We start from the raw sequence: 23965 nt of genomic DNA, 5'->3' as shown, positions 1-23965 counted from the left end.
AGCGGGCGAGCAATCTTTCTGTTGTCATTATCCGACTCCTTTTTGATTATCAACGTGATGTCATCGTTGAATAGACAGGAGTGGTGGTCGAGGAGTTCCCCTGCGAGCTAAGCTCGTTTTTGGCTTTTACGTGCCAATTTCAAGCATGATGCCCGGCCGAAACGACCTCTGGAACAAAAAAAGGGCGAAAAAAAGCCGGGAAGCATCCCGGCGGCAGCCGATTGAAGACGAAGGAGTTATAAGCTCATTTATAAATCCCGGACCCCACAAACATATCGTCGACCTTTTCCACATACCCCGCCTTGGATTCGACCGCCTTCGTCACCGGATTGGGCCATTTGAAATCGACCCAGCCGCTGCCTTTGGTCTTGGCGAGTTCCACCATTTCCTTGATCATCGGTTTTCCCTCGTTATCTTTCAGGCCGATTAAAGGCTTGCCGACCATTTTAGGATTATTCCCGTGGGCTAAAGCGACGCCATTCAGATCATAAACGTAGACATATAAATCGCGGTCGTGAAACGTCGCGTTGGCCGGATCGGAAATGGCGGCAAAGGCTTTTTCCTTGCCGTCCGATTTAATCAGCGCGACCGCCCGCTTGACCATGGCGACGGCTTCTTCCTTGCTGCCTTTGTCGGCGGCATAAACGGTCGTGGACATCGCCAGCAGGCTGAATGCCACGGCACCCATTAATGTTTTCATGTCAATTCTCCAGGTTATCCAGGTTAAGTGAGGCGGCAGCGGGGCGCGGTATTCCAGATCGCGCTCTCATTTTCCGACTCTCCATAGTACTGCACTTAATCGGGTATCCCGTTGTTAGTCGGCAACATTTTGTCCAAAGATGAGTTGCCAAAGAGCCAATACGTTGGGCACGTGGGCGGCCATCGATCCCGGGTCGACCCGGGCCATATCCTGGCCCTGCAAACGCAACTGGTGCTGCAGCTTGCGTAACTGCCGGTAGGCGTCGCCGACCTTGGCGGCCAGATCGGCCGGAATCAAACCGAGCTCGCCGAACATCTTCAGCAAGGTGATATTGCCGATATTGATCGTCAGTTGCGGATAGGTCGAGGCGTGCCGCAGCACCAGGTATTGGACCATGAATTCGATATCGATCATGCCGCCCGCGTCGTTTTTCAGGTCGAACATCTGGGTGTGGTTAGGCTTGGCGTCCACCATCCGCTTGCGCATGGCCACCACTTCGCGCTTCAGCGGGCCGTCGACCGGACGTTCCTTGCGCAGCACCGACTCGCGGATCTGCTCGAAGCGCTCGCCGATGGCGGCGTCGCCGGCGCAAAAGCGCGCGCGCGTCAGCGCCTGGTGTTCCCATACCCACGCCGAGGTGTTCTGGTACTTTTCGAACGAGGCCACGCTCGACACCATCATGCCGCTGGCGCCGTCCGGGCGCAGCGCGGTGTCGATGTCGAACAGCGTGCCGGCCGGGGTTTGTGATGTCATCCAGGTAATAAAACGCTGCGCCAATTTGGCGTACTGGGCCGGGGCGTCCTGGTCGGTGTCGTCATACAGGAAGATCACGTCCAGGTCCGACACATAGCCCAGCTCCTTGCCGCCCAGCTTGCCATAGGCGATGACGGCGAATTGCGGCACCTCACGGTGGCGGGTGGCGATGGTCTGCCAGATCGCCTTGATGGCGGCATCGACAATCTTGTCGGCCAGCGCCGACAGGTGGTCGGCCAGCCTTTCCACCGTCAGGTCGCCGGCCAGGTCCTGCGCCAGCAGGTGGAACAACTGGGCGTGGTGGATTTCGCGCAGGATGTCCATCTGGCGCTCGGTGTCGCCGGGCGCGGCGGCCAGCTGTAGTTCAAGATCCTGCGCCAGCGAGGCCGGGTCGAACACGGCGTTGCGCACGCGGTCGTCGAGCAGCTCGTCGAGCAGGATTGGGTGCAGGCTGAGAAATTGCGCGGCCCAGCCGCTGGCGTGCACCATGCGGATCACGCGCGCCAGGGTGTGCGGATATTCGGTCAGCAGCGACAAATAGGCCGAGCGGCGCGCCACCGCTTCAAGAAAGTCGAGCAGGCGGCCCAGCGTGGCCTGCTGGTTGCCGCCGCTCGATTCGGCCGAGCACTCGATAATCAGCGGCAGCGCCGCGTTGACCAGGGCCAGCAGCCGGTTGCGGCTCGCTTCCGGCAGCGATTGCAGGCGCGGCGCCTGCCAGGTCGCGATCAGGCGCTTGGTGGCGACCTCGGGGGCGTCGAAGCCGAGTTCGGCGAAGCGGGCGATCATGGCGTCGCGATTGTCGGGATCGGCGCATTCGTTGCTCGACTGCGGATTGATGTCGTTCTCGCTGCCGCTGGTCTTGTCGGAGAACATTTCGTCGAACTGCCCGGCGACGAACTGGCGATGCGCCTCCAGCTGGGCCAGCAGGGTGGCCGCGTCGGGCAGTCCCATCATCTGCGCCACCAGCAGCCGGTCGGCCTCGCTGGCCGGCAGGGTGTGCGTTTGGGCGTCGTCGAGGTATTGCAGGCGGTGCTCAAGATTGCGCAGGAAGGTGTAGGAAGCCAGCAGTTGGTAGACGATGGCGTGGCTTAGCAAACCTTTTTCGGCGATGATGCGCAGGGTGGTGCGGGTCGAGCGGTCGCGCAGCGCGGCATCGCGCCCGCCCCGTATCAACTGGAACACCTGCGCCAGGAACTCGATTTCGCGGATGCCGCCCCGGCCCAGCTTGACGTTGTTGCTGCGGTCCGGATGCAGCCGCTCCTGGCGGTTGACCTCGGCGCGAATTTGCGCGTGCATGTTGCGGATGGCGTCGATGACGCCGAAGTCCAGGTAGCGGCGGAATACGAACGGCCGCACAATGGCGTCGAGCGCGGTGATTTCCTCGGCCTGGCCGGTGACGGCGCGCGCCTTGACCCAGGCGTAACGCTCCCATTCACGGCCCTGGACGATCAGATATTGCTCCACCATGTTGAAGCTGGCCGCCAGCGGGCCGGAGCCGCCGTTTGGCCGCAAGGCCATATCGACGCGGAACGTGTAGCCATCTTCCGTGATCTCCGCGATGGCGGCGATCAGCTTCTTGCCGAGCCGGATGAAATACTCATGGTTGGACAGGCTGCGCTGGCCCGGCGCGACGACCGCCGTGTCGCCGTCCTCGGGATAGACGAAGATCAGGTCGATGTCTGACGAGACGTTGAGCTCGCGGCCGCCCTGTTTGCCCATCGCCAGCACGATCAATTCTTGCGGCAGGCCCGATTCGCGCCCGGTCGGGGTGCCGTGCGCGGCGCTCATCTCGACGCTCAGTTCATGCAGATGGCGCTGGATGGCGAAATCGGCGAAGCGGGTCATGGTTTCCACCACTTCGGCTAGATTGGCCTGGCCTTCCAGGTCGCGCCGTATCAGTCCGCACACCAGCAGATTGCGCAACCGGCGCATCGCGCGCTGCAACGGCAGCGGCGGGGCGCCTGCCGGCACGGCTGCCGCTTCCCGGGCCAGATAGGCGTCGAGATCGATCTGGGCCAGCGGTATTTGCGCAATTTCATCGACTTTGGCGGCGCGGTCGGGCGCGGCGGCCAGCCAGCGTTGATAGAAGCGCGACGCGGATGGGGGGACAGAAGATTTAACGGCGGTGGCGTTCATGGGCTGCTATTTTCCCGATACGAATAAGTTGGCCCCCGCCGGACGCGTAAAACCGGCGCAACAAGGGCTAACAGGCGCTGTGTTAGCGGTGCGATGCGGTAGAATGCGCAGACTGGGAAGCTTGAAAAAACCGAGTGTAGCGATTTTATTTGACGCATGGCCTGATTTATTAGCTTATTGATGCAAAAACAAGAAGAGGAGACCGTGACAGACGAGGGGCCATTGGCTGCCCGCTGGCATCGGCTTCGTGCCGCCTACCGCTTCTGTAATCTGGCCACCCACCATGTGCTGGGATTTTCGGTCAAGCTTCTGTTGCTGCTGTATTTCGCCTTCACCATCCTGTTCCTGGTGCTGCGCTACGCCGTGCTGCCGAATATCGACCACTACAAGGGCGATATCGAACGTGCCGCCAGCCGCGCGGCCGGCAACCAGGTCACCATTTCCCGCATTTACGCCTCCTGGAATGGATTGCGTCCCAGCCTGTACCTGGGCGATGTCGTGCTGCACGACAGCCAGGGCCGGCAGGCGCTGACGCTGCCCGGCGTCTCGGCGACCTTGTCGTGGTGGAGCGTGCTGGCCGGCGGTCCGCGTTTCGAATCGCTGGTGCTGACCCGTCCCGACCTCGACCTGCGCCGTGAAGCCGACGGCCGCCTGTATGCGGCCGGCATGTATCTCGACCCCAACAAACCGAGCGACGGCAAGGCCGCCGACTGGCTGCTGTCGCAGCGCGAGATCGTCATCCGCGACGGCCGCGTGCGCTGGACCGACCGGCAGCGCGCAAGTCAGCCGGCGCCGCTGGCGCTGGAAGGCGTCACCCTGGTGCTGCGCAACAAGTGGCTGCGCCACCAGCTCGCGCTCAAGGCCACGCCGCCGAGCGCGCTGGCCGCGCCGCTCGATGTGCGCGCCGACTTCACCCATCCCGCCTTCGCCAGCCGCGTGTCCAATGTGTCGATGTGGAAGGGCGAGCTGTACGCCGACATCCGCGACACCGACGTCGCTGCCTGGAAAGCATGGATCGATTTCCCCTTCGCGCTCAACAGCGGCGGCGGCTCGCTGCGCACCTGGCTCGGTTTCGACCAGTCGCGCCTGACCGCCATGACCGCCGACGTCGGCTTGCGCGACGTCTCGGCGGTGCTGGGCAAGGATTTGCCGCAGCTCGAGCTGCGCGAACTGACCGGCCGCATCGCCGCCCGCGAAGACAGCCCGCCGTTGGCGTCCCCGGTCGCCAAGGGCGCGGCAGGGCAAAAATTCGGCGAGCGCGGCCATAGCATCGAACTGACCAATCTGACCCTGACCACCAGCGACGGCCTGGTGATGGCGCCGACCTCGCTGTCGGAAACCTATGTCGCGGCCACCGGATCGAAGCCGCAGAAATTCCAGCTGCGGGCGCCCCAGCTGGACCTGCGCACGGTGGCCGGCCTGGCCGAACGCTTGCCGCTGAGCGCCGGGCGGCGCAAGTTGCTGGCCGACGCCGCCCCGCGCGGCCTGTTGCGCGATTTCTCCGCCGAGTGGACCGGCGCCTTCCCGGCGGTGCAGTCGTACCGGATCAAGGGCGACCTGGTGGGCGTGGGATTGCAGCCGCAGCCGCCGCGTCCGGCGCAGCCGAAGACGGGCAAGACGCCGGCCACCGCCGCCGTGCCGGGCATTCCGGGGTTTGACAACCTGACCGGATCGATCGACGCCACCGACAAGGGCGGCCGCTTCAGCCTGGATTCGCGGGATCTGGTATTGCAGATGCCGGACCAGTTCAGCGACGCGGCCATGCCGTTCGACAGCCTGAACCTGAAGGCGCGCTGGTCGTTCGAAGCGGACAATCAATTGCTGTTGCAGATCGACGAGATGGCCTTCCTGCAGCAGGGGCTGAGCGGCACCCTGCGCGGCACGCACACGATGCCGCTGGCCGGCAAGGGCGTGGGCAAGGCCGACCTGACCGGCACCTTGAACAACTTCGAGCTGAACCGCATCGACCGCTTCCTGCCGATGCAGACCCCGCACGACCTGCGCGCCTGGCTGACCGGCGCGCTCGAAGGCGGCGTCGCCAGCGACGTCAGCGTGCGCCTGCGCGGCGACCTGGCGCATTTCCCCTTCCACGGCGAGCACGCCGCGCACGGCGAGTTCCGCGTGGCCGGCAAGCTGACCGAGGGCAAGCTCAATTATTCGCCGAACCACTATCTGCAAGACGGCAAGGTGCTGGGCAAGGACGGCAAGCCGCTGCCGCTGTGGCCGCAGGCCGAGCACATCAAGGGCAGCTTCGTGTTCGACCGCGCCCGCATGGAAATCCATGGCGATACGGCCACCACCGGCGGCGCCGCGCTGACCAGGGTCAAGGCGGTGATCCCCGACCTCACCATCCACGATGCGACGCTGGAAATCGACGGCAACGCCGCCGCGACTATGCAGGAATTCCTCAAATATGTCGCCAACAGCCCCGTATTGAACTGGATCTCGCACTTTACCGAGGACACCCAGGCCAGCGGCAACGCCACCCTGGCGCTCAAGCTGCAATTGCCGCTGTCGCACATGATCGACGCCAAGGTGCAGGGCGCCTTGCAGCTCAATAACAACGACATCACCTTGATGAACGATTTGCCGCCGGTGCAGGCGGCGCAGGGCAAGATCGAATTCAACGAGCACGGCGTCAACCTGAACCAGTTGTCGGGCATGTTCCTGGACGGGCCGATTTCGATCACCGGCGGCAGCCAGCGCGACAACGCCATCGTCATCAAGCTGGGCGGCATGCTGACGGCCGACGGTTTCCGCAAGCAGTACCCGATGCCGGTGATGCAGCGCCTTGGCAGCCATTTCTCCGGCGCCACGCGCTACAACGGCACGGTGACGGTGCGCGACCACCAGTTGACGGTGGCGGTCGATTCGAACCTGGCCGGTCTGGGACTGGACTTGCCGGCGCCGGTCAACAAGGCGGCGGCGGACGCGATGCCGCTGCGCTTCCTGCTGACCAGCACCTTGACGCCGGACGCCAACAGCGCGCTGCACGACGAGATCCGCATCGCGCTGGGCTCCAGCATCGCGGCGCGCTACCAGCGCCAGAAGACCGGCAAGACGCCATGGAAACTGGTGCGCGGCGGCATCGGCGTCAACACGCCGGCGCCGGAACCGGACAGTGGTCTGGCGGTCAACATCAGCCTGCCGGCGCTGAACGTCGATTCCTGGCTGGACTTCGGCGGCAGTGTGGCCGGCAAGAACGAGCCTGCGACCGCGACCGACGCCGCCGCCACGCCGGCCGCCGACGCCGCCGACTTCGCCCAATACGTGGTGCCGGACACCATCGCCGCCCGCAGCATCGAACTGATCATCGGCGACCGCAAGCTGGAGAACGTGGTCGTCGGCGTCAGCCGCCAGAAGACCGTGTGGCAGGCCAGCATCGATTCGACCCAGGCCAACGGCTATCTGACCTGGAGCGAACCATCCACCGGCCACGGCCTGGGCAAGGTGACGGCGCGCCTGTCGTCGCTGGTGATCCCGGCGTCGGCGTCGAAGGAGGTGCAGGATTTGCTGTCCGACGGCAAGAGCGCTGCGGCATCGATTCCGGCGCTCGATGTCGTGGTCGAACGCCTCGAATTGTTCAACAAGCCGCTGGGAATGCTGGAGCTGCAGGCCAGCAACGCGCAATTGCCGAGCGAGAAGGCGCGCGAATGGCGCATCAACAAGCTGTCGCTGACCAACGCCGACGGCGAGCTGACCGGCACCGGCAAGTGGGTCACGCGCGAGGGCGCGCACAACACCAGCCTCAATTTCAAGCTGGACATCGCCGACGCCGGCAAGCTGCTGGACCGGTTCGGCTTCGTCGGCACCGTCAAGAACGGCAAGGGCTCGCTCGGCGGCGACATCGCGTGGAAGGGCCTGCCGTATTCGCTGGACCTGCCGAGCCTGGAAGGCCAGATCACGATGAACGTGGAAAAAGGCCAGTTCCTCAAGCAGGACCCGGGCGCGGCCAAGCTGCTGGGCGTGCTCAGCCTGCAAGCCTTGCCGCGCCTGCTCAAGCTGGATTTCCACGACGTCTTCTCCGAGGGCCTGGCGTTCGACGGCATCACCGCCAACGCCAGCATCCACCAGGGCATCGCCAAGACCGACAACCTGAAAATGCACGGCGTGGCCGCCACCGTGCTGATGGACGGCACCGCCGATATCGCCAACGAGTCGGCCAACCTGCACGTGGTGGTGATACCGGAAGTGAATTTGGGAACGGCCCCGCTGGTCTACGCGCTGGCCGTCAACCCGGTCATCGGCCTGGGTAGTTTCCTGGCGCAGCTGTTCCTCAGCGCGCCGGTGATGCGGGCGCTGACCTATCATATGCAGGTCACCGGGCCGTGGAAGGCGCCCGTGGTCACCAAGCTCGACGGAGCCAGGGCGGACCCGCCGCCGGCCGCCAAGGGCGCGCATTAATCTGTACTAACCTTCCGCTTCAGCCACGATTGGAACCGCCATGACTCAAGTCGCCGCAGTACAAATGATTTCCTCGCCGTCCGTGACGGAGAATATCGCCACCGCGCGCCGGCTGGTGAAACAGGCCGCCGACGGTGGCGCCACCCTGGTGCTGCTGCCGGAGTACTGGGCCATCATGGGCCTGAGCGACAGCGACAAGGTCGCCGTGGCCGAGCCGCTGGGGCAGGGGCCGATCCAGGACTTCATGTCCTCGCTGGCGCGCGAGCTGGAGATCTGGCTGATCGGCGGCACCTTGCCGCTGGCGTCCGACGATCCTGACAAAGTCGTCAATACCACCCTGGTCTACAACGCCCAGGGCGAGCACGTCGGCCGCTACGACAAGATCCACCTGTTCGGCTTCACCAAGGGCACGGAGTCGTACAACGAATCGAAGACCATCGTGCCGGGCAAGCACGTCGGCGTGGTCGAGGCGCCGTTCGGCAAGGTCGGCATGTCGGTCTGCTACGACCTGCGCTTCCCCGAGCTGTACCGCGCGATGGGACCTGTGTCGCTGATCGTCGTGCCGGCCGCGTTCACCTACACCACCGGCCAGGCCCATTGGGAAATCCTGTTGCGCGCGCGCGCCATCGAAAACCAGTGCTACGTGCTGGCGGCGGCGCAGGGCGGCACCCACCCGAACGGCCGCCGCACCTGGGGCCACAGCATGCTGATCGACCCGTGGGGCGCGATCAAGGACGTGTTGGCCGAGGGCGAGGGCGTGGTCAAGGGCGACATCGATCCGCTGTTCATCGACGGCGTGCGCCAGAGCCTGCCGGCGCTCAAGCACCGCACGATGTGAACCCAAGACAGTTGCACAACAATCCCGAACCGGAGCACCACCATGAAGCCTTTTGAACCGAACCTGTCCACCCTGGCCGTCGCGCGCGATATTTTGCTGACGCCGTTCGGACTCGACGAGGGCAAGCTGCTCAAAACGCTGGGCGCGATGTTCACCCACAAGGTCGACTACGCCGACCTGTATTTCCAGTTCACCAAAAACGAGGGCTGGAGCCTGGAAGAGGGCATCGTCAAAACCGGTAGTTTTTCGATCGACCAGGGTGTCGGCGTGCGCGCCATTTCCGGCGACAAGACCGCCTTCGCCTACTCGGACGAGATCTCCGAAGCGGCGTTGCTGGACGCGGCCACCGCGACCCGCACCATCGCCCGCGCCGGCGCCGGCAAGATCAAGGTGGCCGGCGCGATGACGCCGACCGGCGGCCGCTCGCTGTACATGCCGAACGATCCGCTCGCTTCGCTGGACGCCACCGCCAAGGTCAAGCTGCTCGAGCGCATCGAGAAGATGGCGCGCGCGAAAGATCCGCGCGTGGTGCAGGTGATGGCGGGCCTGGCCGGCGAATACGACGTGGTGCTGGTGGTGCGCAGCGACGGCGTGCTGGCGGCCGACATTCGTCCGCTGGTGCGGGTGTCGCTGACGGTCATCGTCGAACAGAACGGCCGGCGCGAGATGGGTTCGTCCGGCGGCGGCGGCCGCTACGATTACGGTTACTTCAGCGACACCTTGCTGGACTTCTACGCCACCGAGGCGGTCAAGTCGGCGGTCGTCAACCTGGATGCGCGCCCGGCGCCGGCCGGTCCGATGACGGTCGTGCTGGGGCCGGGCTGGCCCGGCATCCTGCTGCACGAGGCCATCGGTCACGGCCTTGAGGGCGACTTCAACCGCAAGGGTTCGTCGACGTTCTCCGGCCGCATCGGCGAGCGCGTCGCGGCCAAGGGCGTGACGGTGGTTGACGATGGAACGCTGGCCGATCGCCGTGGTTCGCTCAACATCGACGACGAAGGCAATCCGACGCAGTGCACCACGCTGATCGAGGACGGCATTTTGAAAGGCTATATCCAAGACACGATGAACGCGCGCCTGATGAAAATGCCGGTGACGGGCAACGCGCGGCGCGAATCGTTCGCGCACCTGCCGATGCCGCGCATGACCAACACCTACATGCTCGGCGGCGACAAGGACCCCGGCGAAATCCTGGCGTCGGTCAAGAACGGTTTGTACGCGGTCAATTTCGGCGGTGGCCAGGTCGACATCACCAACGGCAAGTTCGTGTTCTCGGCCAGCGAGGCGTATATGGTGGAGAACGGCAAGATCACGTATCCAGTCAAAGGCGCGACCTTGATCGGCAACGGACCGGAAGTGTTGAACCGCGTGTCGATGATCGGCAACGACATGCGGCTGGATCCGGGTGTCGGCGTGTGCGGCAAGGAAGGCCAGAGCGTGCCGGTCGGCGTGGGTCAGCCGACCTTGCGCATCGATGGCGTCACAGTAGGCGGCACGGCTTAATCGCTAACCCGCACTGCGGCCACATGGGGTCGTACCCGGTTGGGTACGACCCCTGCATCCGGGGTGCGGGTCTAGGTCTTAATCGACCTTTTAAAACTTATAGGTCGCCTTCACATAAAACGTCCGGCCCAGCGGGTCCGTATAACGCGGATCGTAACCACTCTGGAACGTCGTCCCCTGGTTGGTATAAGGCGGATTGGTATCGAACAGATTCTTGATCCCCACCGTCAAATCCGTATTCCTGATGCCGGCATAACTGGCCGACAGCGAATACGTCGAATAGGCGCGCACCTTGTGATAATAAGCGTCCGCCACATCGTTCTGATCGACATAGCCGCTCATATACTTGTTGGCGAAACTCGCGCTCCACGACCCTTTCTTCCAGTTGATCGCCGCGTTGTGCTTCCAGCGGAACACCGGTGAATTCTCCGCATACACGCCGACGTTTTCCACATAGGCGCCGCCCGGTTCGTTCTGATATTCGTAGCTGTGCACCCAGGTGCCATCGACCACGAAACTGAAATCGCCGGCCGCGCTGCGCGGCAGTTTCCAGCGCAGGCTGGCGTCGATACCCGACGTGTGCACTTCGCCCAGGTTATCCAGCACCGCGTTCACGTACTGCAAGGTCTTGCCGTCGGCCGAGTACACGAAATAGCTGGCGTACTTGTCGTAGTTGTCGAAGATGGTGGTCTCCGACACCGTGCCGATCTTGTCCTTGATCCTGATGTTGAAATAGTCGAGCGACATGCTGACCGCGCTGGTTGGCTCGAACACCGCGCCGAGGCTGAAGGTCTTCGACTTTTCCGGCTTCAGGCCGATGTTGCCGCCGCTGCGGATGTACTGCTGCTGGTTGCACGCCAGGTTAGGATTGGCGCCGGCAGCCGCCGTGCCGCCGGGGCACAGCACAGGATCGTCGTACGAGTTGCTGGTGAAGGTCGACGTCGCCGGCCCGTGCAGGTCGTACAAGGTCGGCGCGCGGAAGCCGGTATTGTACGAGGTGCGCAGCATCAGTTCCTTGGCAGGCTGCCAGCGCAGGCCGATCTTTGGATTGAAGCTGCCGCCGACGTCGTTGTAATGGTCGTAGCGCGCGGCCATCGACAGTTCCACATCCTTGGCCAGCGGCACGCTCAATTCCGAGTACAGTGCGGCGATGTTGCGCTGGCCGGCCTGGTCCTGGGCATCGGCGTAGCCCGAGCTCGATGCCTGCGAGGCCAGCTCGGTGTTGACGTCGTAGCTGGCCTTATCGTGACGGAACTCGGTGCCGATGGCGAAGCCGACCGCGCCCGCCGGCAGGCTGTAGATTTCCCGGCTGACCTTGGCGTCGACGCCGACGCTGGTCATCTTGGCCGACAGGTATTCGCCGCGCAGTTGCGCCGCATCGATATAAGCCTGGCCTGCAGCCGACTGCTCGCCGAACGGATTGAGCGTGCCGTTGAGCACACCCGCCTGCATCAGCGAGTCGTTGGTGTAGCCGCCGACGAAGGCGCTGCTGGCCTTGCTGACGGCCCAGGTCAGGCCGACGTTGTAGTCCCAGCCGGCCACCAGGCCTTCGGAACCCAGCACCAGGCGGTCGGAGATGCTGGTGTCGTAGCCCATGCGGTTGCCGGCCGCCACGGTGCGCCAGTTGACGCTGAGGTCCTCGCCGGTCAGGCCGGCGACGGCCGGCACGCCGGCGCTGCCGCCCGGGTAGTAGGGGCTGGCCGAGGTCAAGGTCAGCCCCGTCAGCGGGGAGGGCGCGATGGCGCTGGTGTTGGTGCTGCGGCTGTGCAGGTATTCCACCGTGGCGAGGTTGTCGCCTTCCAGTTTGAAGGTCGCCTTGCCGAGGAAGGATTCCTGCTGCGTCTTCGGAATCGCCTGGATGTACTGGGTGGTGTCCGTGCGGCAGGTGCCGTTGGCGCTGTTGGCGACGGGGCTGGCAATTAAGCCCTTGCCGACGCAGCCGCCGGCGTAGTACGGATTGCCGGTGATGCCGTTGTCGGAGAAGAAGTTGCCCGGCTGCGAGGTGCCACTGCTGTTGTTGACGCCCCGGTCGGGACGCACGCTGGTGCTGGCGAAGTCGCGGTCGGCGGCGGCCAGCGCGGTCTGCTTGTGCAGGTCGACCACGCCGAAGAAGTTGTAGCCGTCCTTGTTCAGGTCGCCGATGCCGCCCGACAGGTTCAGGCGCGATTCGCCGCCGGCGCCGCTGGCCTGCGGCTGGAAGCGCTCGACGCTGACGGTCAGGCCTTGCACTTCGCGCTTGGTGATGAAGTTGATCACGCCGCCGATGGCGTCGGTGCCGTAGATGGCGGAGGCGCCGTCGCGCAGCACTTCAACGCGCTCGAGGGCCGAGAGTGGAATGATGTTGAGGTCGACGCTGGAGCCGTTGAACGGATGGCTGGCGATGCGGCGCCCGTTCAACAGCACCAGCGTTTTGTTGGCGCCCAGGCCGCGCAGGTCGGCGCTGGCGACGCCGCCGGTGCCGGAGCCGACCGACTGGCTGCTGCCGGTCGAGCTCTGGTTCATCGAAATGGTGTTGAGCACTTCGGCCGCCGTTGTAAGGCCCTGCTTGACGAAGTCGCTGGCCTTGATGGTGGTGATCGGCAGCGCCGTTTCCGATGCCAGGCGCTTGATGCTGGAACCGGTCACTTCGACGCGCTGGATGCCGGCTTGTTCGCCGTCGGCCTGCGCTTGGGCATGCGCTTGCATGGATACGGCCAGGCCGCCGGCGAACATCAGGCGCAACGTACGGGACATCGCTCTTTCAATCATCATTATTATTTACTCCTGCTATGGGGATGGGTGGGTGTTCATCTGCTGCCCGGCCTGGGCTCTTGGCACAAGCGGGGCGAGCCATCAAAACATTTCACGTGGCAGGCGGACAATGACCATTCAATAACAGTGCTGATAACCAACAGTGGCAAACCCTCACACCTGTAAAGAGGGATTTCTGTATAAAGCACCAAGGCGGGCAATGGTACTGGCCGGGCGGCGATTACAATTGGTCACAGCCGATAAGATGTAAAGAGGAATGCTCAGGTGTAAATTTTTGTAGGGACGGCATTGAAGCTAGTCAAGAAATAGCTTGCCAAGCCTTGCGCGTTGGCGTTATAGTCATTCCACGATATTTACCCAATACCTGTCGAACACGTTCATGACCCACTTCTTCTTTACCGGCTACTTTTACTTTAGCGATTCCAACCCCAAGGCGGTGGAGTAGCGGCCGGTGCACGTAGAAGTAAAAACGAGTTCCCGCAAATCCTGAAAAAACCGCCTGATGAGGCGGTTTTTTTTTACCCCGACATTTTTGAATACCTGGAGAACAGCATGCCCCGTACCGACGATTTGCGCATCCGCGAGATGAAGGAATTGGTCCCACCGTCGCACCTGATCCGCGAGTTCGCCTGCAGCGAAGCGGCCGAGCACACCGCCGCCAATGCCCGCATCGCGCTGCACCGCATCCTGCACGGCCAGGACGACCGCCTGATGGTGGTCATCGGCCCGTGCTCGATCCACGATCCGAAGGCGGCCATGGAATACGCCAACCGCCTGATCCACCTGCGCCGCGAACTGGCCGGCGACCTGGAGATCGTCATGCGCGTGTACTTCGAGAAGCCGCGCACCACCGTCGGCTGGAAGGGCATGATCAACGACCCGTACATGGACAGCAGCTTCCGCATCAACGATGGCTTGCGCATGGCGCGCGAACTGCTGCGCGACATCAACGAGCTGGGCCTGCCGGCCGGCACCGAATACCTCGACGTCATCAGCCCGCAATACATCGCCGACCTGATCAGCTGGGGCGCGATCGGCGCCCGCACCACCGAATCGCAGGTGCACCGCGAGCTGGCGTCCGGCCTGTCCTGTCCGGTCGGCTTCAAGAACGGCACCGACGGCAACGTCAAGATCGCCGTCGAGGCGATCAAGGCCGCGTCGCAGCCGCACCATTTCCTGTCGGTCACCAAGGGTGGCCACTCGGCCATCGTTTCGACCGCCGGCAACGAGGATTGCCACATCATCCTGCGCGGCGGCAAGGCGCCCAACTACGACGCCGCCAGCGTGGAAGAGGCCTGCAAGGCGATCGCCGCGCAAGGCCTGGCCGCGCGCCTGATGATCGACGCTTCGCACGCCAACAGTTCCAAGAAGCCGGAGAACCAGGTGCCGGTGTGCGCGGACATCGCGCAACAAGTGGCCGGCGGCGACAGCCGCATCGTCGGCGTGATGGTCGAGTCGCACCTGGTGGCGGGCCGCCAGGATCTGGTGCCGGGGAAAGAACTGACCTACGGCCAGTCGGTGACCGACGGCTGCATCGATTGGGACAGCAGCGTGCAGGTGCTGCAAGGCCTGGCCGCCGCCGTGCGCCAGCGACGCCTGGCCACGCAAGCGGCGGAAGCGGCTTCGAAGTAAAACCGTAGAAGACTTCACCCCGGAAACACAAACGGCCCCAGTCGCCATATGGGGCCGTTTGTTTTTGCATCGCGCGCGGCGTGCTGTTGTAAGAACCCCGAATCGGGCTCAAGATCGATTGACACTTAATTCCTTGGCATGTTTTTATATCAACCACGCCAGGTGTCGATGGACACCTTCCTGAAGTAAATCAATAAACGCCAATCATGACCGCGACCCGTTGCCGCCCCGGCGCCGGGCGTCGGACCGGTGTTTTCCAAAACAATTGCGGAGGTTTGCCATGATGCAGGAAAAAGTGTTGTGCCGTTCGTTGCGCTTGATGTTCACCGGCGGCGCGTGTTGCGCGTTCGGCCTGCTGGCCGTGCCGGCGCCGCTGCTGGCGCAGGAGGCGGCGACCGGCAATCCGGTCATTCCCCGGGTCGAGATCACCGGCTCGTCGATCAAGCGCATCGCCCGCGAGGGTGCGCTGCCGGTGCACGTGCTGAGCGCGGCCGAGATCCAGCAGAGCGGCGCCACCACCGCCACCGAACTGATCCAGATGCAACCGTCGATGCAGGGCTTCGTGCCGGCGTCGAGCTCGGTCAACGGCGGCGGCGCCGGCGTCACCACGGCCGCGCTGCACTCGCTGCCGTCCAAGTACACCCTGGTGCTGGTCGACGGCCAGCGCATGGCGCCCAGCGCGCTCGGCTCCAGCCAGGGCGGCGGCTACGCGGTCAACATCGAAAGCATCCCGCTGGCGGCGGTCGAGCGCATCGAGATCCTGGCCGACGGCGCCTCCGCGCTGTACGGCTCGGACGCCATCGGCGGCGTGGTCAACTTCATCCTGAAAAAGGATTTGACCAAGGGCGAGGTCTTCGCCACCTACGGCCAGCCGCGCAAGTCGTCGGCCGGGTCGTGGTCCAGCGCCGGCATCTCCAAGGGCTGGGGCGATCTGGAGAAGGACGGCTGGAACGTCCTGGCCTCGTACAGCCACGACGAGCAGGAGCGGCTGACGGCGCTGCAACGCGACTTCTCGGCGCGCGGCGCCTTTTTCCGCTTCGGCAGCGGCGGCCGCCAGTACTACTTCGACCAGCGCACCGGCAACACCGAGCCGGCCAACATCACCTTCAACGTGCGCCCGCGCGGCTCGGCCGGCACGGTCGAGACCAGCGGCGTGGCGATCAATCCCTACCTGGCCGCCAACGGCAATTGCGGCAGCCCGCTGGCCGGACCGCAGGGCACGCAATGCCGCTTCAACTACGGCGCGACGGTGGAAAACATTCCCGGCTCGAACCGCGACAGCGGCCTGCTCAAAGGCACCCTGAAGCTCAACGACACGCTGTCGGTCTGGAGCGAGCTGATCCTGTCGAGCTATGCGATGACCGCGCAGTTCGCGCCGTCGGCGCAGCCGATGGGCGTCAACACCACCGACCGCTTCCCGCAGTTGTACGCGCGCTATGTGCAGCCCTACCTGGACGCCAACAACCTGGAAAACCCCAGTGGCGAGGCGACCCTGGGCTACCGCTCGGTGCTGATCGGCGGACGCGCCGACAAGTACCAGACCGACGCCCGCCACTTCGCCGCCGGCATCGACGGCAACCATTTCGGCTGGACCTGGAACGCCAGCCTGATCCTGTCGAAGACCAAGCTCAAGGATATCGCGGCCGGCGGTTATTCCGACTACGACAAGCTGTCCGCGCTGGTCGCCTCCGGCGCCTACGATCCGGTCACCGGCGCCGGCGCCGACCAGCTGCGCGGCGCGCTGGTCAACGGCACCGTGTTCTCCCGGACCGACTCCAAACTCAACACCCTGCACGGGGCGGCGCAGCACGACCTGTTCGGCCTGCCGGGCGGCACGGCCATCGTCTCGCTGGGCGGCGATTATTCGAAGACGCGCTACCAGACCGCTTACGACCCGACCATCCTGTCCGGCTCCGGCTATTCGACCCAGCCGGCGTCGCCCAACTACCCGGTCGGCGGCAGCTACGGCCAGGTGCCGTTCGACGCCAGGCGCGACAATTGGGGCGTGTTTACCGAGATGCTGCTGCCGGCGACCAAAACGCTGGAGGCGACCCTGGCGGCGCGCTACGACAGCTACGACAAGACCCGCAGCGGCTACATCTTCGAGCGGCTGGCCGACGCCAGCGGCGTGCGCCAGCGCTTGCCCGGCGGCGACGTCGGCAACGACTTCAGCAAGGCCACCTACAAGCTCAGCACACGCTGGACGCCGCTCGACACGGTGCTGGTGCGCGCCTCGTACGGCACCGGCTTCAAGGCGCCCAACATCAACGACATCGCCGGCTCGCCGACCTTCTTCGGCAGCACCGCCGGCAGCTACGCCTGCCCTTTCCCCGGCTCGCGCGGTTGCCAGGTCGGCTCGGCGCAGTACGACCTGCTGACCGGCCCGAACGGCGCCAGCGGCGCGGAGGGGCTGCAGCCCGAGAAGTCCAGGCAATGGACGCTGGGCGGGAGGCTCGAGCCGCTGGCGGGCCTGTCGCTGGGCCTGGATTTGTGGAACGTTCAGATCCGCAACCAGGTGTTGTCGGCGGGCGTGCCCGAGCAGGTGGGGTTCGCCAATCCGCAGGCGTACCAGCGGCTGTTCGTCAATCCGTATCCGGACCCGGCCGGTTATACGACGATCGGCTATATCCTGGCGCCGATCAACGGCGGCGTGGCCAACTACCGCGGCGTCGACTGGGACTTCACCTACCGCCTGCGCTCGCGCGTCGGCGATCTGCGCGCGGCGTGGAATGGTACCTATATGCTCAAGCAGAACTACACCACCACGGCCGGCGGCGAGGTGCAGTCGGACCTGGGGCGGTTCGGGCCGGACAACGCGGTGGTGTTCCGGGTGCAGAGCCATTTGAATCTGAGCCTGGTCACCGGCAAGCTGACCAACACCTTGACGGCGAATTACCGCTCCGGGTATCACGACCAGCCGTATCCGCTCGACACGGCGATCTTCGCGGTGGCGCCCGATGGCGGCATCGGCGAATCGGTGGCGTTCGAGGGCTTGCGCACGGCGTCGTACACCACGTTCGATTGGCAGGGCAAGTATGATTTCGGCGCGTTTGCGCTCACGGCCGGGATCAGGAACCTGTTCGACCGCGATCCGCCGCTGACGTTGCAGAACGCCGGGGGCGGCAACCAGCTCGGGTACGACGCGCGCTACAGCGATCCACGCGGTCGGTCGTTCTACCTCACCGGTAATTACCGGTTCTGACGCTGTAAAAAAAAGGGCTCCGGGGAGCCCTTTCGATCATGCCAACCCGGCTTAGAACTTGTAATTGCCCGTCAGGTAGAAGGTGCGGCCCAGCGGGTCGGTGTAGCGGCCGTCGTAACCGGACTGGTTGCCGCCGCCGGCGTTGCGCATGGTGAAGGGCGGGTCGATGTCGGCCAGGTTCTTGATGCCGGCCGTCAGCGTGAACTGCTTGGTCAGCTGCGCCTTGGTTTGCCAGTCGAAGGTGGTGTACGAGCTGACCCGCCGCGTCAGCGGCACGTTGCCGCCCAGGCTGCCGTCGGCCAACACCTCGCGCACCACCGAGTTGTCCTCGTTATACTCCTGGTCGATATAGCCAGAGTGGTAATTGGCCGTCAGCGAGTGCATGAACATATTGGTGCGCAGCGACGCGGTCAGCTTGGAGATCACGCGGAAGGTGACGTCGGCGTACGAGTTGAAGCGGCCGATGTTCTTCTCCAGGCCCGTGCCGGGGTTGTCCTGTTCGGCCTTGGTCATGAAGGTGCCGGTCCATTGCAGCGCCACCTTGCCCAGCGCGGTGCTGGTGCGGTAGGTGTGGTCCCAGTCGATGCCCTGGTAGTGCGCGGTGGAGAGGTTGAACGGCGTCAGCGCCGCCACCAGCACGTCCTGCTTCTGGATCGGGTCGAAGTAGCTGCGCAGCAGGCTGTCGTACACGGCCGGATTTTCGAACACCAGGTTTTCCGACAAGGTGGCGATCTGGTTGGTCAGCTTGACGTCCCAGAAGTCGAAGCCGAGCGACAGGCTGGGAATCGGCTCCAGACGGAAGCCCAGCGTGGCCTGCTTCGATTCCTCCGGCAACAGCGCGCCTTCGCCGGTGGCGGCGTTGCCGCCGCTGAGCAGCGCGTATTCGGCTGGGCCGTGGCACAGGCGGAAGCGCGGATCGGTCGGCGAGGTGATCGGGCAGTTATGGAATTGCGACGAGCCGCCGTTGACCAGCGGCTTGACGATGTCGGTCAGCACCGGCGCCTTGAAGCCGGTGCCGTAGGAGGCGCGCACCAGCAGCATGTCGACCGGATTCCAGCGCAGCGCCAGCTTGTAGGTGGCCTTGCTGGCGGTCTTGCCCTGCTTGCCCGAGCCGAGCAGATTGCCGTCGGTGTCGAAGTTCTTGTCGTTGGTGACGGCGCCGAAATCGTCATAGCGGGTCGAGGCGGTCAGGTCCATATTCTTCAGCACCGGCAGCAGCAGCTCGCCGTAGGCGCCCCAGTTCTTGCGGCTGGCGTCGATCGGCAACGCGCCGGAGGTGCCGCCGACGGCGGCGTCGTCGAAGTCCGGCTGCTGCTTGTTCGGGCCCTGGTTGTAGGCGCTTGGCGCCTCGGAATATTTCTGGCGGGTGAAGTCGGCGCCGACGGCCAGCTGGGCCGCGCCGGCCGGCATCTTGAACAGTTCGGTCGTCGCGCTGGCCTGGATCTGGTCGAGCGTGGACTTGGTCTCGCCGAACTGGACGTCCAGCACGGCCGGCGCCAGGATGCCCTGCGAGGTGCCCGGCGGCGCGAACGGGTCGAACTGACCCGAGGTGACGAGGGCGTCGAAGGCGTTCAGGCTCATGTAGCCGCCGGCGGCGGTGTCGGTCTGCTTGTTTTCCGAGTGCGTGAACGCGGCGCGGTAATCGAAGCCCTTGACGGTGCCGTCGACGCCGAAGGCCAGGTGCTTGGCGACGGTTTTGTAGTTGTCGGCGCGGCCGCCGGCGTCGACCAGGCGCAGGCTCATCGTCGCGCTGTCGACGGTGGCGCCGGCCGGCACGCCGACCCGCGCCAGGTACGGCGCGATCGAGCGGGCGTACAGCGCGCTGTTGAGCGGCACGCCCAGCGGCTGGGCCGGCGGCGCGTATTGCGCGGTGTTGGTGAACGACGAGCCGAGCGCTTCGGCGAAGAAGTTGGCGCTGTCGTTGATTTTATAGTTGAGCGAGGCGAACACGCTGTCGCGCTTGATGGCCGGGGTGTTTTGCACTGTGGCCGCGTAGTCGTACTGGCAGCGGGTCGGGCTGATGCGGAACAGGTTGCTGCCGTTGCAGGCGCCGGTGGCCAGCAGGTTGGGGCTGAACAGGACGCTGCCCGCCGATTTGTCCGGATTGGTGTACTGGACGGTGGCGGTGCCCGGCATCGAGTTGGAGCTCAATTGGTAGAGGCTGTAGTTCTTGCCGTTCGACGAGAACGGGATCACGCCGCTCTTGGAAAAGTCGCGGTCGCGCGCCCAGGAGGCCTTGGTCTCGTCGTGCGAGGCCGACACCAGGATGTTGAAGCCGTCCGTGTCGATATCGCCCCAGCCCTTGGAGATCGACGCCGTCTGGGTGCGCCCGCCGCGGCTGCGCGGCTGGCTGTACGAGCCCTCGATGATGGCGTCGGTCTGGTTTTTCTTGAGGATGAAGTTGACCACGCCGGCGATCGCGTCCGAGCCGTACAAGGTGTTGGCGCCGTCGGTCAGGATCTCGACGCGCTCGACCGCCGCCAGCGGAATGCTGGCCAGGTTGACGGTGGAGCCGGAGGTGGCCGGCGCCAGGCGGCGCCCGTTGAGCAGCACCAGGGTGTAGCCTTCGCCGATCGAGTGGATCGACGCCGATTGCAGGCCGCCGCCGCCGCCGTTGACCGACATCGACGAGGTGGTGAAACCCTGCATCGACGGCAAGGTGGCGATCAGGTCGGCCACGCTGGCCGCGCCGCTTTGTTCGATCTGCGCCTTGGTCAGCGTCTGCACCGGCAGCGCGCCCTCGGCGCTGATGCGTTTGATGCTCGAGCCGGTGATCTCGACGCGCTGGACCGGCGCGTCGCCGGTTTGCGCCACGGCCGCGTGCATGCCGAAGGCCAGGCCGCCGGCGCAGATCAGCCGTACCGATCGTGACAATACTGTTTCAACCATCATTGTTTAACTCCCGATTTGAACGGGACACACGGACGGGTCCCTTGACTCATCAAATCACCTGGCGCGAATCGCTGTCAATCCGCAAGCCGGGGCGTGCTAGCCAAAGCTGCGCATGGCCGCGCGGCGCCGGCGCGCGCCAGTTTCGCGCGGAAAAACGCGCTAATTTGGTGAGGGGAGGGGAAGCGCGAATGGAAAATCCGCATTGCTATCGAAATGGAAGTGATTCTGCGGCGAAGCGCGCTGATCCATGGTGCGATGTTTGTGCGAAACTAATCATCATGAAACTGGATCAATATCGACCCGGGCGTGGGATTTCCACAACAGCGTTCCCCCACCGCAGCGCGCGGACGTGAAAAACCCGGACGCGCCTGGCGGCGGGTCCGGGTTGGACAGGCGTTACAGCCGCCTGGACGGCTTAGAAGGTGTAGCTGCCGCGCAGATAGATCGCACGGCCGACGGCGTCGGTGTAGCGTGGATCGTAACCCTTCTGGAACAGCGTGCCCTGGTTGGAGAACGGCGGGTCCTTGTCCAGCAGGTTTTTCACGCCGGCGGTCAGGCTCACGCCCTTGAAGCCGGTGTAGGTGCCCGACAGGTTCCACAGGCTATACGACGGCACCTTGTTCAGGTACTGGTCGTCGATGTCCAGGTTCTGGTCGGTATAGCCGGACTTGAACGACTGCGCCAACGTCGCGGCCCACACGCCCTGGCGCCAGTTCAGCGCGGCGTTGTGCTTCCAACGGAACACCGGATTGTTGGCGGCGTAGCGGCCGACGTTCTGGGTGTAAGGGCCGCCGCGCTCGTCCTGGTACTCATACTTGTGGACATAGGTGCCGTCGACCGTCAGCGTGAAGTTGCCGTACGGGGTGGCGCCGGAACGCATCGTCAGGCTCACGTCCAGGCCGTCGGTGTTGACCTTGCCCAGGTTTTCCTTCAAGTCCAGGATCGCGTACGGCGAGCCGTCCGGGTTGCGGATGAAGCGCGCCTGGTACTTGGCGTAGTCGCCGTAGATGGCTTCTTCCGGCAGCGCGTTGATCTTGTCCTTGAGCTTGATGTTCCAGTAGTCGACCGACAAGGTCGCTTGCGGGATCGGCTCGACCACCACGCCGAAGGCGAAGGTTTTCGATTTTTCCGGATTCAGGTTCTGGTTGCCGCCTTGCAGTTTGTACTGTTGCAGGTCGCAGTCGCGCAGCGGGTTGGCGATCGGATTGGTCGACAGCTTGCCGCCCGGGCACAGAATCGGGTCGTTGTACGAGTTGTTGGTGTCGTTCTTCGACTGCGGCGCGTTTTTCTCGAACAGGGTCGGGGCGCGGAAGCCGGTCGAGGCCGAACCGCGCAGCACGATTTCCTTGGTCGGCTGGTAGCGCAGGCCCAGTTTCGGATTGGTGGTGTTGCCGACGTCGCTGTAGTCATCGAAACGGGCGGCCAGCTGCACCTCCAGATCCTTGATCAGCGGCATATTGACTTCGCCGAACACGGCCTTGATGGTGCGCGCGCCGGAAGTCGACTGCGAACCGGACAGGCCGGAGCTGGTCGCCTGGCCGGCGATGTCGCGGTTGACGTTGAAGTCGGCCTCTTCGCGGCGCAGTTCGCCGCCGATGGCCACCGCCAGCTTGCCGCCCGGCAGATCCATCAGCTCGCGGCTGGCCTTGGCGTCGATGCCGGTGTTGCGGGTCTTGCCCTTCTGCACCTGGCCGCGCAGCGCGGTGCTGTCGAGGTAGGTCTTGCCGGCGGCGTCCTGCTTGCCGAACGGATTGAGGATGCCGTTGGCGACGCCGGCGGCGAAGCTTTCGTCGCGCACATAGCCGCCGGTGAAGTATTCGGCCGAACGGCTTTCCGACAGGTTGAAGCCGGTCTTGTAGTCCCAGCCGGCCAGCAGGCCTTCGACCGAGAACACCAGGCGGTCGGCGGCGCCCTTGGAGTTGATTTCACGCGGACCGGCTTCGGTCGGACGCCAGTTGACCGACAGCGGCTGGCCGGACAGGCCCGGCATGGCCGGCACGCCACCCGCGTTGCCCGGGTAGTATTTGCTGGTGATCGGCAGGATCAGGCCGGTCTGCGGCGGCGGCGCCGTGTGCGAGACCACATCGTTTTCCGAATGCAGGTACTCGATCGAGGCCAGGTGGTCGTTGTTGAGCTTGAAGGTGGCCTTGCCGAAGAAGGCGGTTTGTTTCTGCTCCGGCAGATCGTCGATCTGGCGGGTGTAATCCTGGCGGCAGGTGCCGTTGCTGGCGCGCGGCACCGACAGCGGCGCGTCGCAGCCGCTGGCGAAGCCGGGGTTGCCGGTGGCGCCGGAGACCGGGTCGAAATAGTTACCGGGGAAGGTGGTGCCGGAGGTCAGGTTCAGGCCGCGCTCCGGAATCACGCCGGTCTTCGAGAACTCGCGCTGCTGCGAAGTCAGGATGTCGATCTTGTGGTGGTCGAACACGCCAAAGACGTTGTAGCCGTCTTTTTCCAGGTCCCCGAAGCCGCTGGAGATGTTGACGCGCTTCTCGTCGGCGCCCGGCGCGCGCGGCAGCACCGCCTCGGCGGTGATGGTGGTGGCGTTGACCGAGCGTTTGGTGATGAAGTTGATCACGCCGCCGATGGCGTCGGTGCCGTAGATGGCCGAGGCGCCGTCGCGCAGCACTTCGACGCGTTCGAGGGCGGAGACCGGAATGATGTTGAGGTCGACGCTGGCGCCGTCGTACGGATGGTTGGCGATGCGCCGGCCGTTGAGCAGCACCAGGGTCTTGTCGCCGCCCAGGCCGCGCAAGTCGGCGCTGGCCGCGCCGCCGGTCGGCAGGCCGCTGCTGTTGCCGCCGACGACGTTGCCGGCGCCGAAGCTCGAGCTGTTCGACGGGATCCGGTCCAGCACTTCCTGCGCGGTGGTCAGGCCTTGCTTGACGAAGTCGTCGGCCTTGAACACGGTCAGCGGGTTGGCCGTCTCCGACACCAGGCGTTTGATCGACGAGCCGGTCACTTCGACGCGCTGCATCGGCTGGTCGGCCGTTTGCGCCAGCGCTTGGCCGACCGGAGCGATCAGGCCCAGGCCCAGCAGGCCGCCGGCGCACACCAGGCGTACGGATCGTGCCAAAGTTGTTTCAACCATCATTCTGTTGTTCTCCCAATTCTTCTATCGATGACCACCAGGTGGTCGCTGTTTTTGAGCGGCGCG

The 23965-nt window shown here is 64.7% G+C and carries 10 protein-coding genes; 5 read left to right on the top strand and 5 right to left on the bottom strand.

What is annotated here, in order from left to right:
* Window positions 1-244: 244 nt before the first annotated feature.
* Both NHH73_25320 and glnE read right to left on the bottom strand, forming a co-directional pair.
* A complete protein-coding gene (locus NHH73_25320) occupies window positions 245-700 on the bottom strand; it encodes a cache domain-containing protein (protein USX25856.1) in 456 nt (151 codons plus the stop codon).
* 114 nt (window positions 701-814) lie between these two features.
* A complete protein-coding gene (glnE, locus tag NHH73_25315; protein ID USX25855.1) occupies window positions 815-3589 on the bottom strand; it encodes a bifunctional [glutamate--ammonia ligase]-adenylyl-L-tyrosine phosphorylase/[glutamate--ammonia-ligase] adenylyltransferase in 2775 nt (924 codons plus the stop codon).
* 180 nt (window positions 3590-3769) lie between these two features.
* Here glnE and NHH73_25310 point away from each other — a divergent pair, with 180 nt between their 5' ends.
* Genes NHH73_25310 through tldD form a run of 3 tightly spaced genes read left to right on the top strand, consistent with a single transcriptional unit; the run spans window position 3770 to window position 10334 of the window.
* Entirely contained in the window at window positions 3770-7993 is a 4224-nt protein-coding gene (locus tag NHH73_25310) for a TIGR02099 family protein (protein USX25854.1), read from the top strand.
* Window positions 7994-8033: 40 nt separating this feature from the next.
* Entirely contained in the window at window positions 8034-8831 is a 798-nt protein-coding gene (locus tag NHH73_25305; protein ID USX25853.1) for a carbon-nitrogen hydrolase family protein, read from the top strand.
* Window positions 8832-8873: 42 nt separating this feature from the next.
* Complete coding sequence (tldD, locus tag NHH73_25300) at window positions 8874-10334, top strand: metalloprotease TldD (protein USX25852.1); 1461 nt, start codon at window positions 8874-8876, stop codon at window positions 10332-10334.
* Between the two features lie 90 nt (window positions 10335-10424).
* On the opposite strand, the gene NHH73_25295 is transcribed toward tldD, so the two are convergent.
* The gene (locus tag NHH73_25295) at window positions 10425-13067 is read right to left on the bottom strand and encodes a TonB-dependent receptor (GenBank protein USX25851.1); all 2643 of its coding nucleotides are present in this window, start codon (window positions 13065-13067) and stop codon (window positions 10425-10427) included.
* Between the two features lie 570 nt (window positions 13068-13637).
* Here NHH73_25295 and aroG point away from each other — a divergent pair.
* Both aroG and NHH73_25285 read left to right on the top strand, forming a co-directional pair.
* Entirely contained in the window at window positions 13638-14717 is a 1080-nt protein-coding gene (aroG, locus tag NHH73_25290; GenBank protein ID USX25850.1) for a 3-deoxy-7-phosphoheptulonate synthase AroG, read from the top strand.
* Window positions 14718-14997: 280 nt separating this feature from the next.
* Window positions 14998-17919 carry a TonB-dependent receptor gene (locus NHH73_25285; protein ID USX25849.1) on the top strand — a complete coding sequence of 974 codons (2922 nt, stop codon included), beginning with the start codon at window positions 14998-15000 and terminating at the stop codon, window positions 17917-17919.
* Between the two features lie 51 nt (window positions 17920-17970).
* On the opposite strand, the gene NHH73_25280 is transcribed toward NHH73_25285, so the two are convergent.
* Window positions 17971-20811, bottom strand: a complete 2841-nt coding sequence (locus NHH73_25280) for a TonB-dependent receptor (protein USX25848.1) — start codon at window positions 20809-20811, stop codon at window positions 17971-17973.
* Window positions 20812-21226: 415 nt separating this feature from the next.
* Entirely contained in the window at window positions 21227-23899 is a 2673-nt protein-coding gene (locus NHH73_25275) for a TonB-dependent receptor (protein ID USX29705.1), read from the bottom strand.
* Window positions 23900-23965: the final 66 nt, after the last annotated feature.

The organism is Oxalobacteraceae bacterium OTU3CINTB1 (assembly GCA_024123955.1).
Classification (GTDB): domain Bacteria; phylum Pseudomonadota; class Gammaproteobacteria; order Burkholderiales; family Burkholderiaceae_D; genus Rugamonas.
This window is presented reverse-complemented; position numbering and strand designations above follow the sequence as displayed.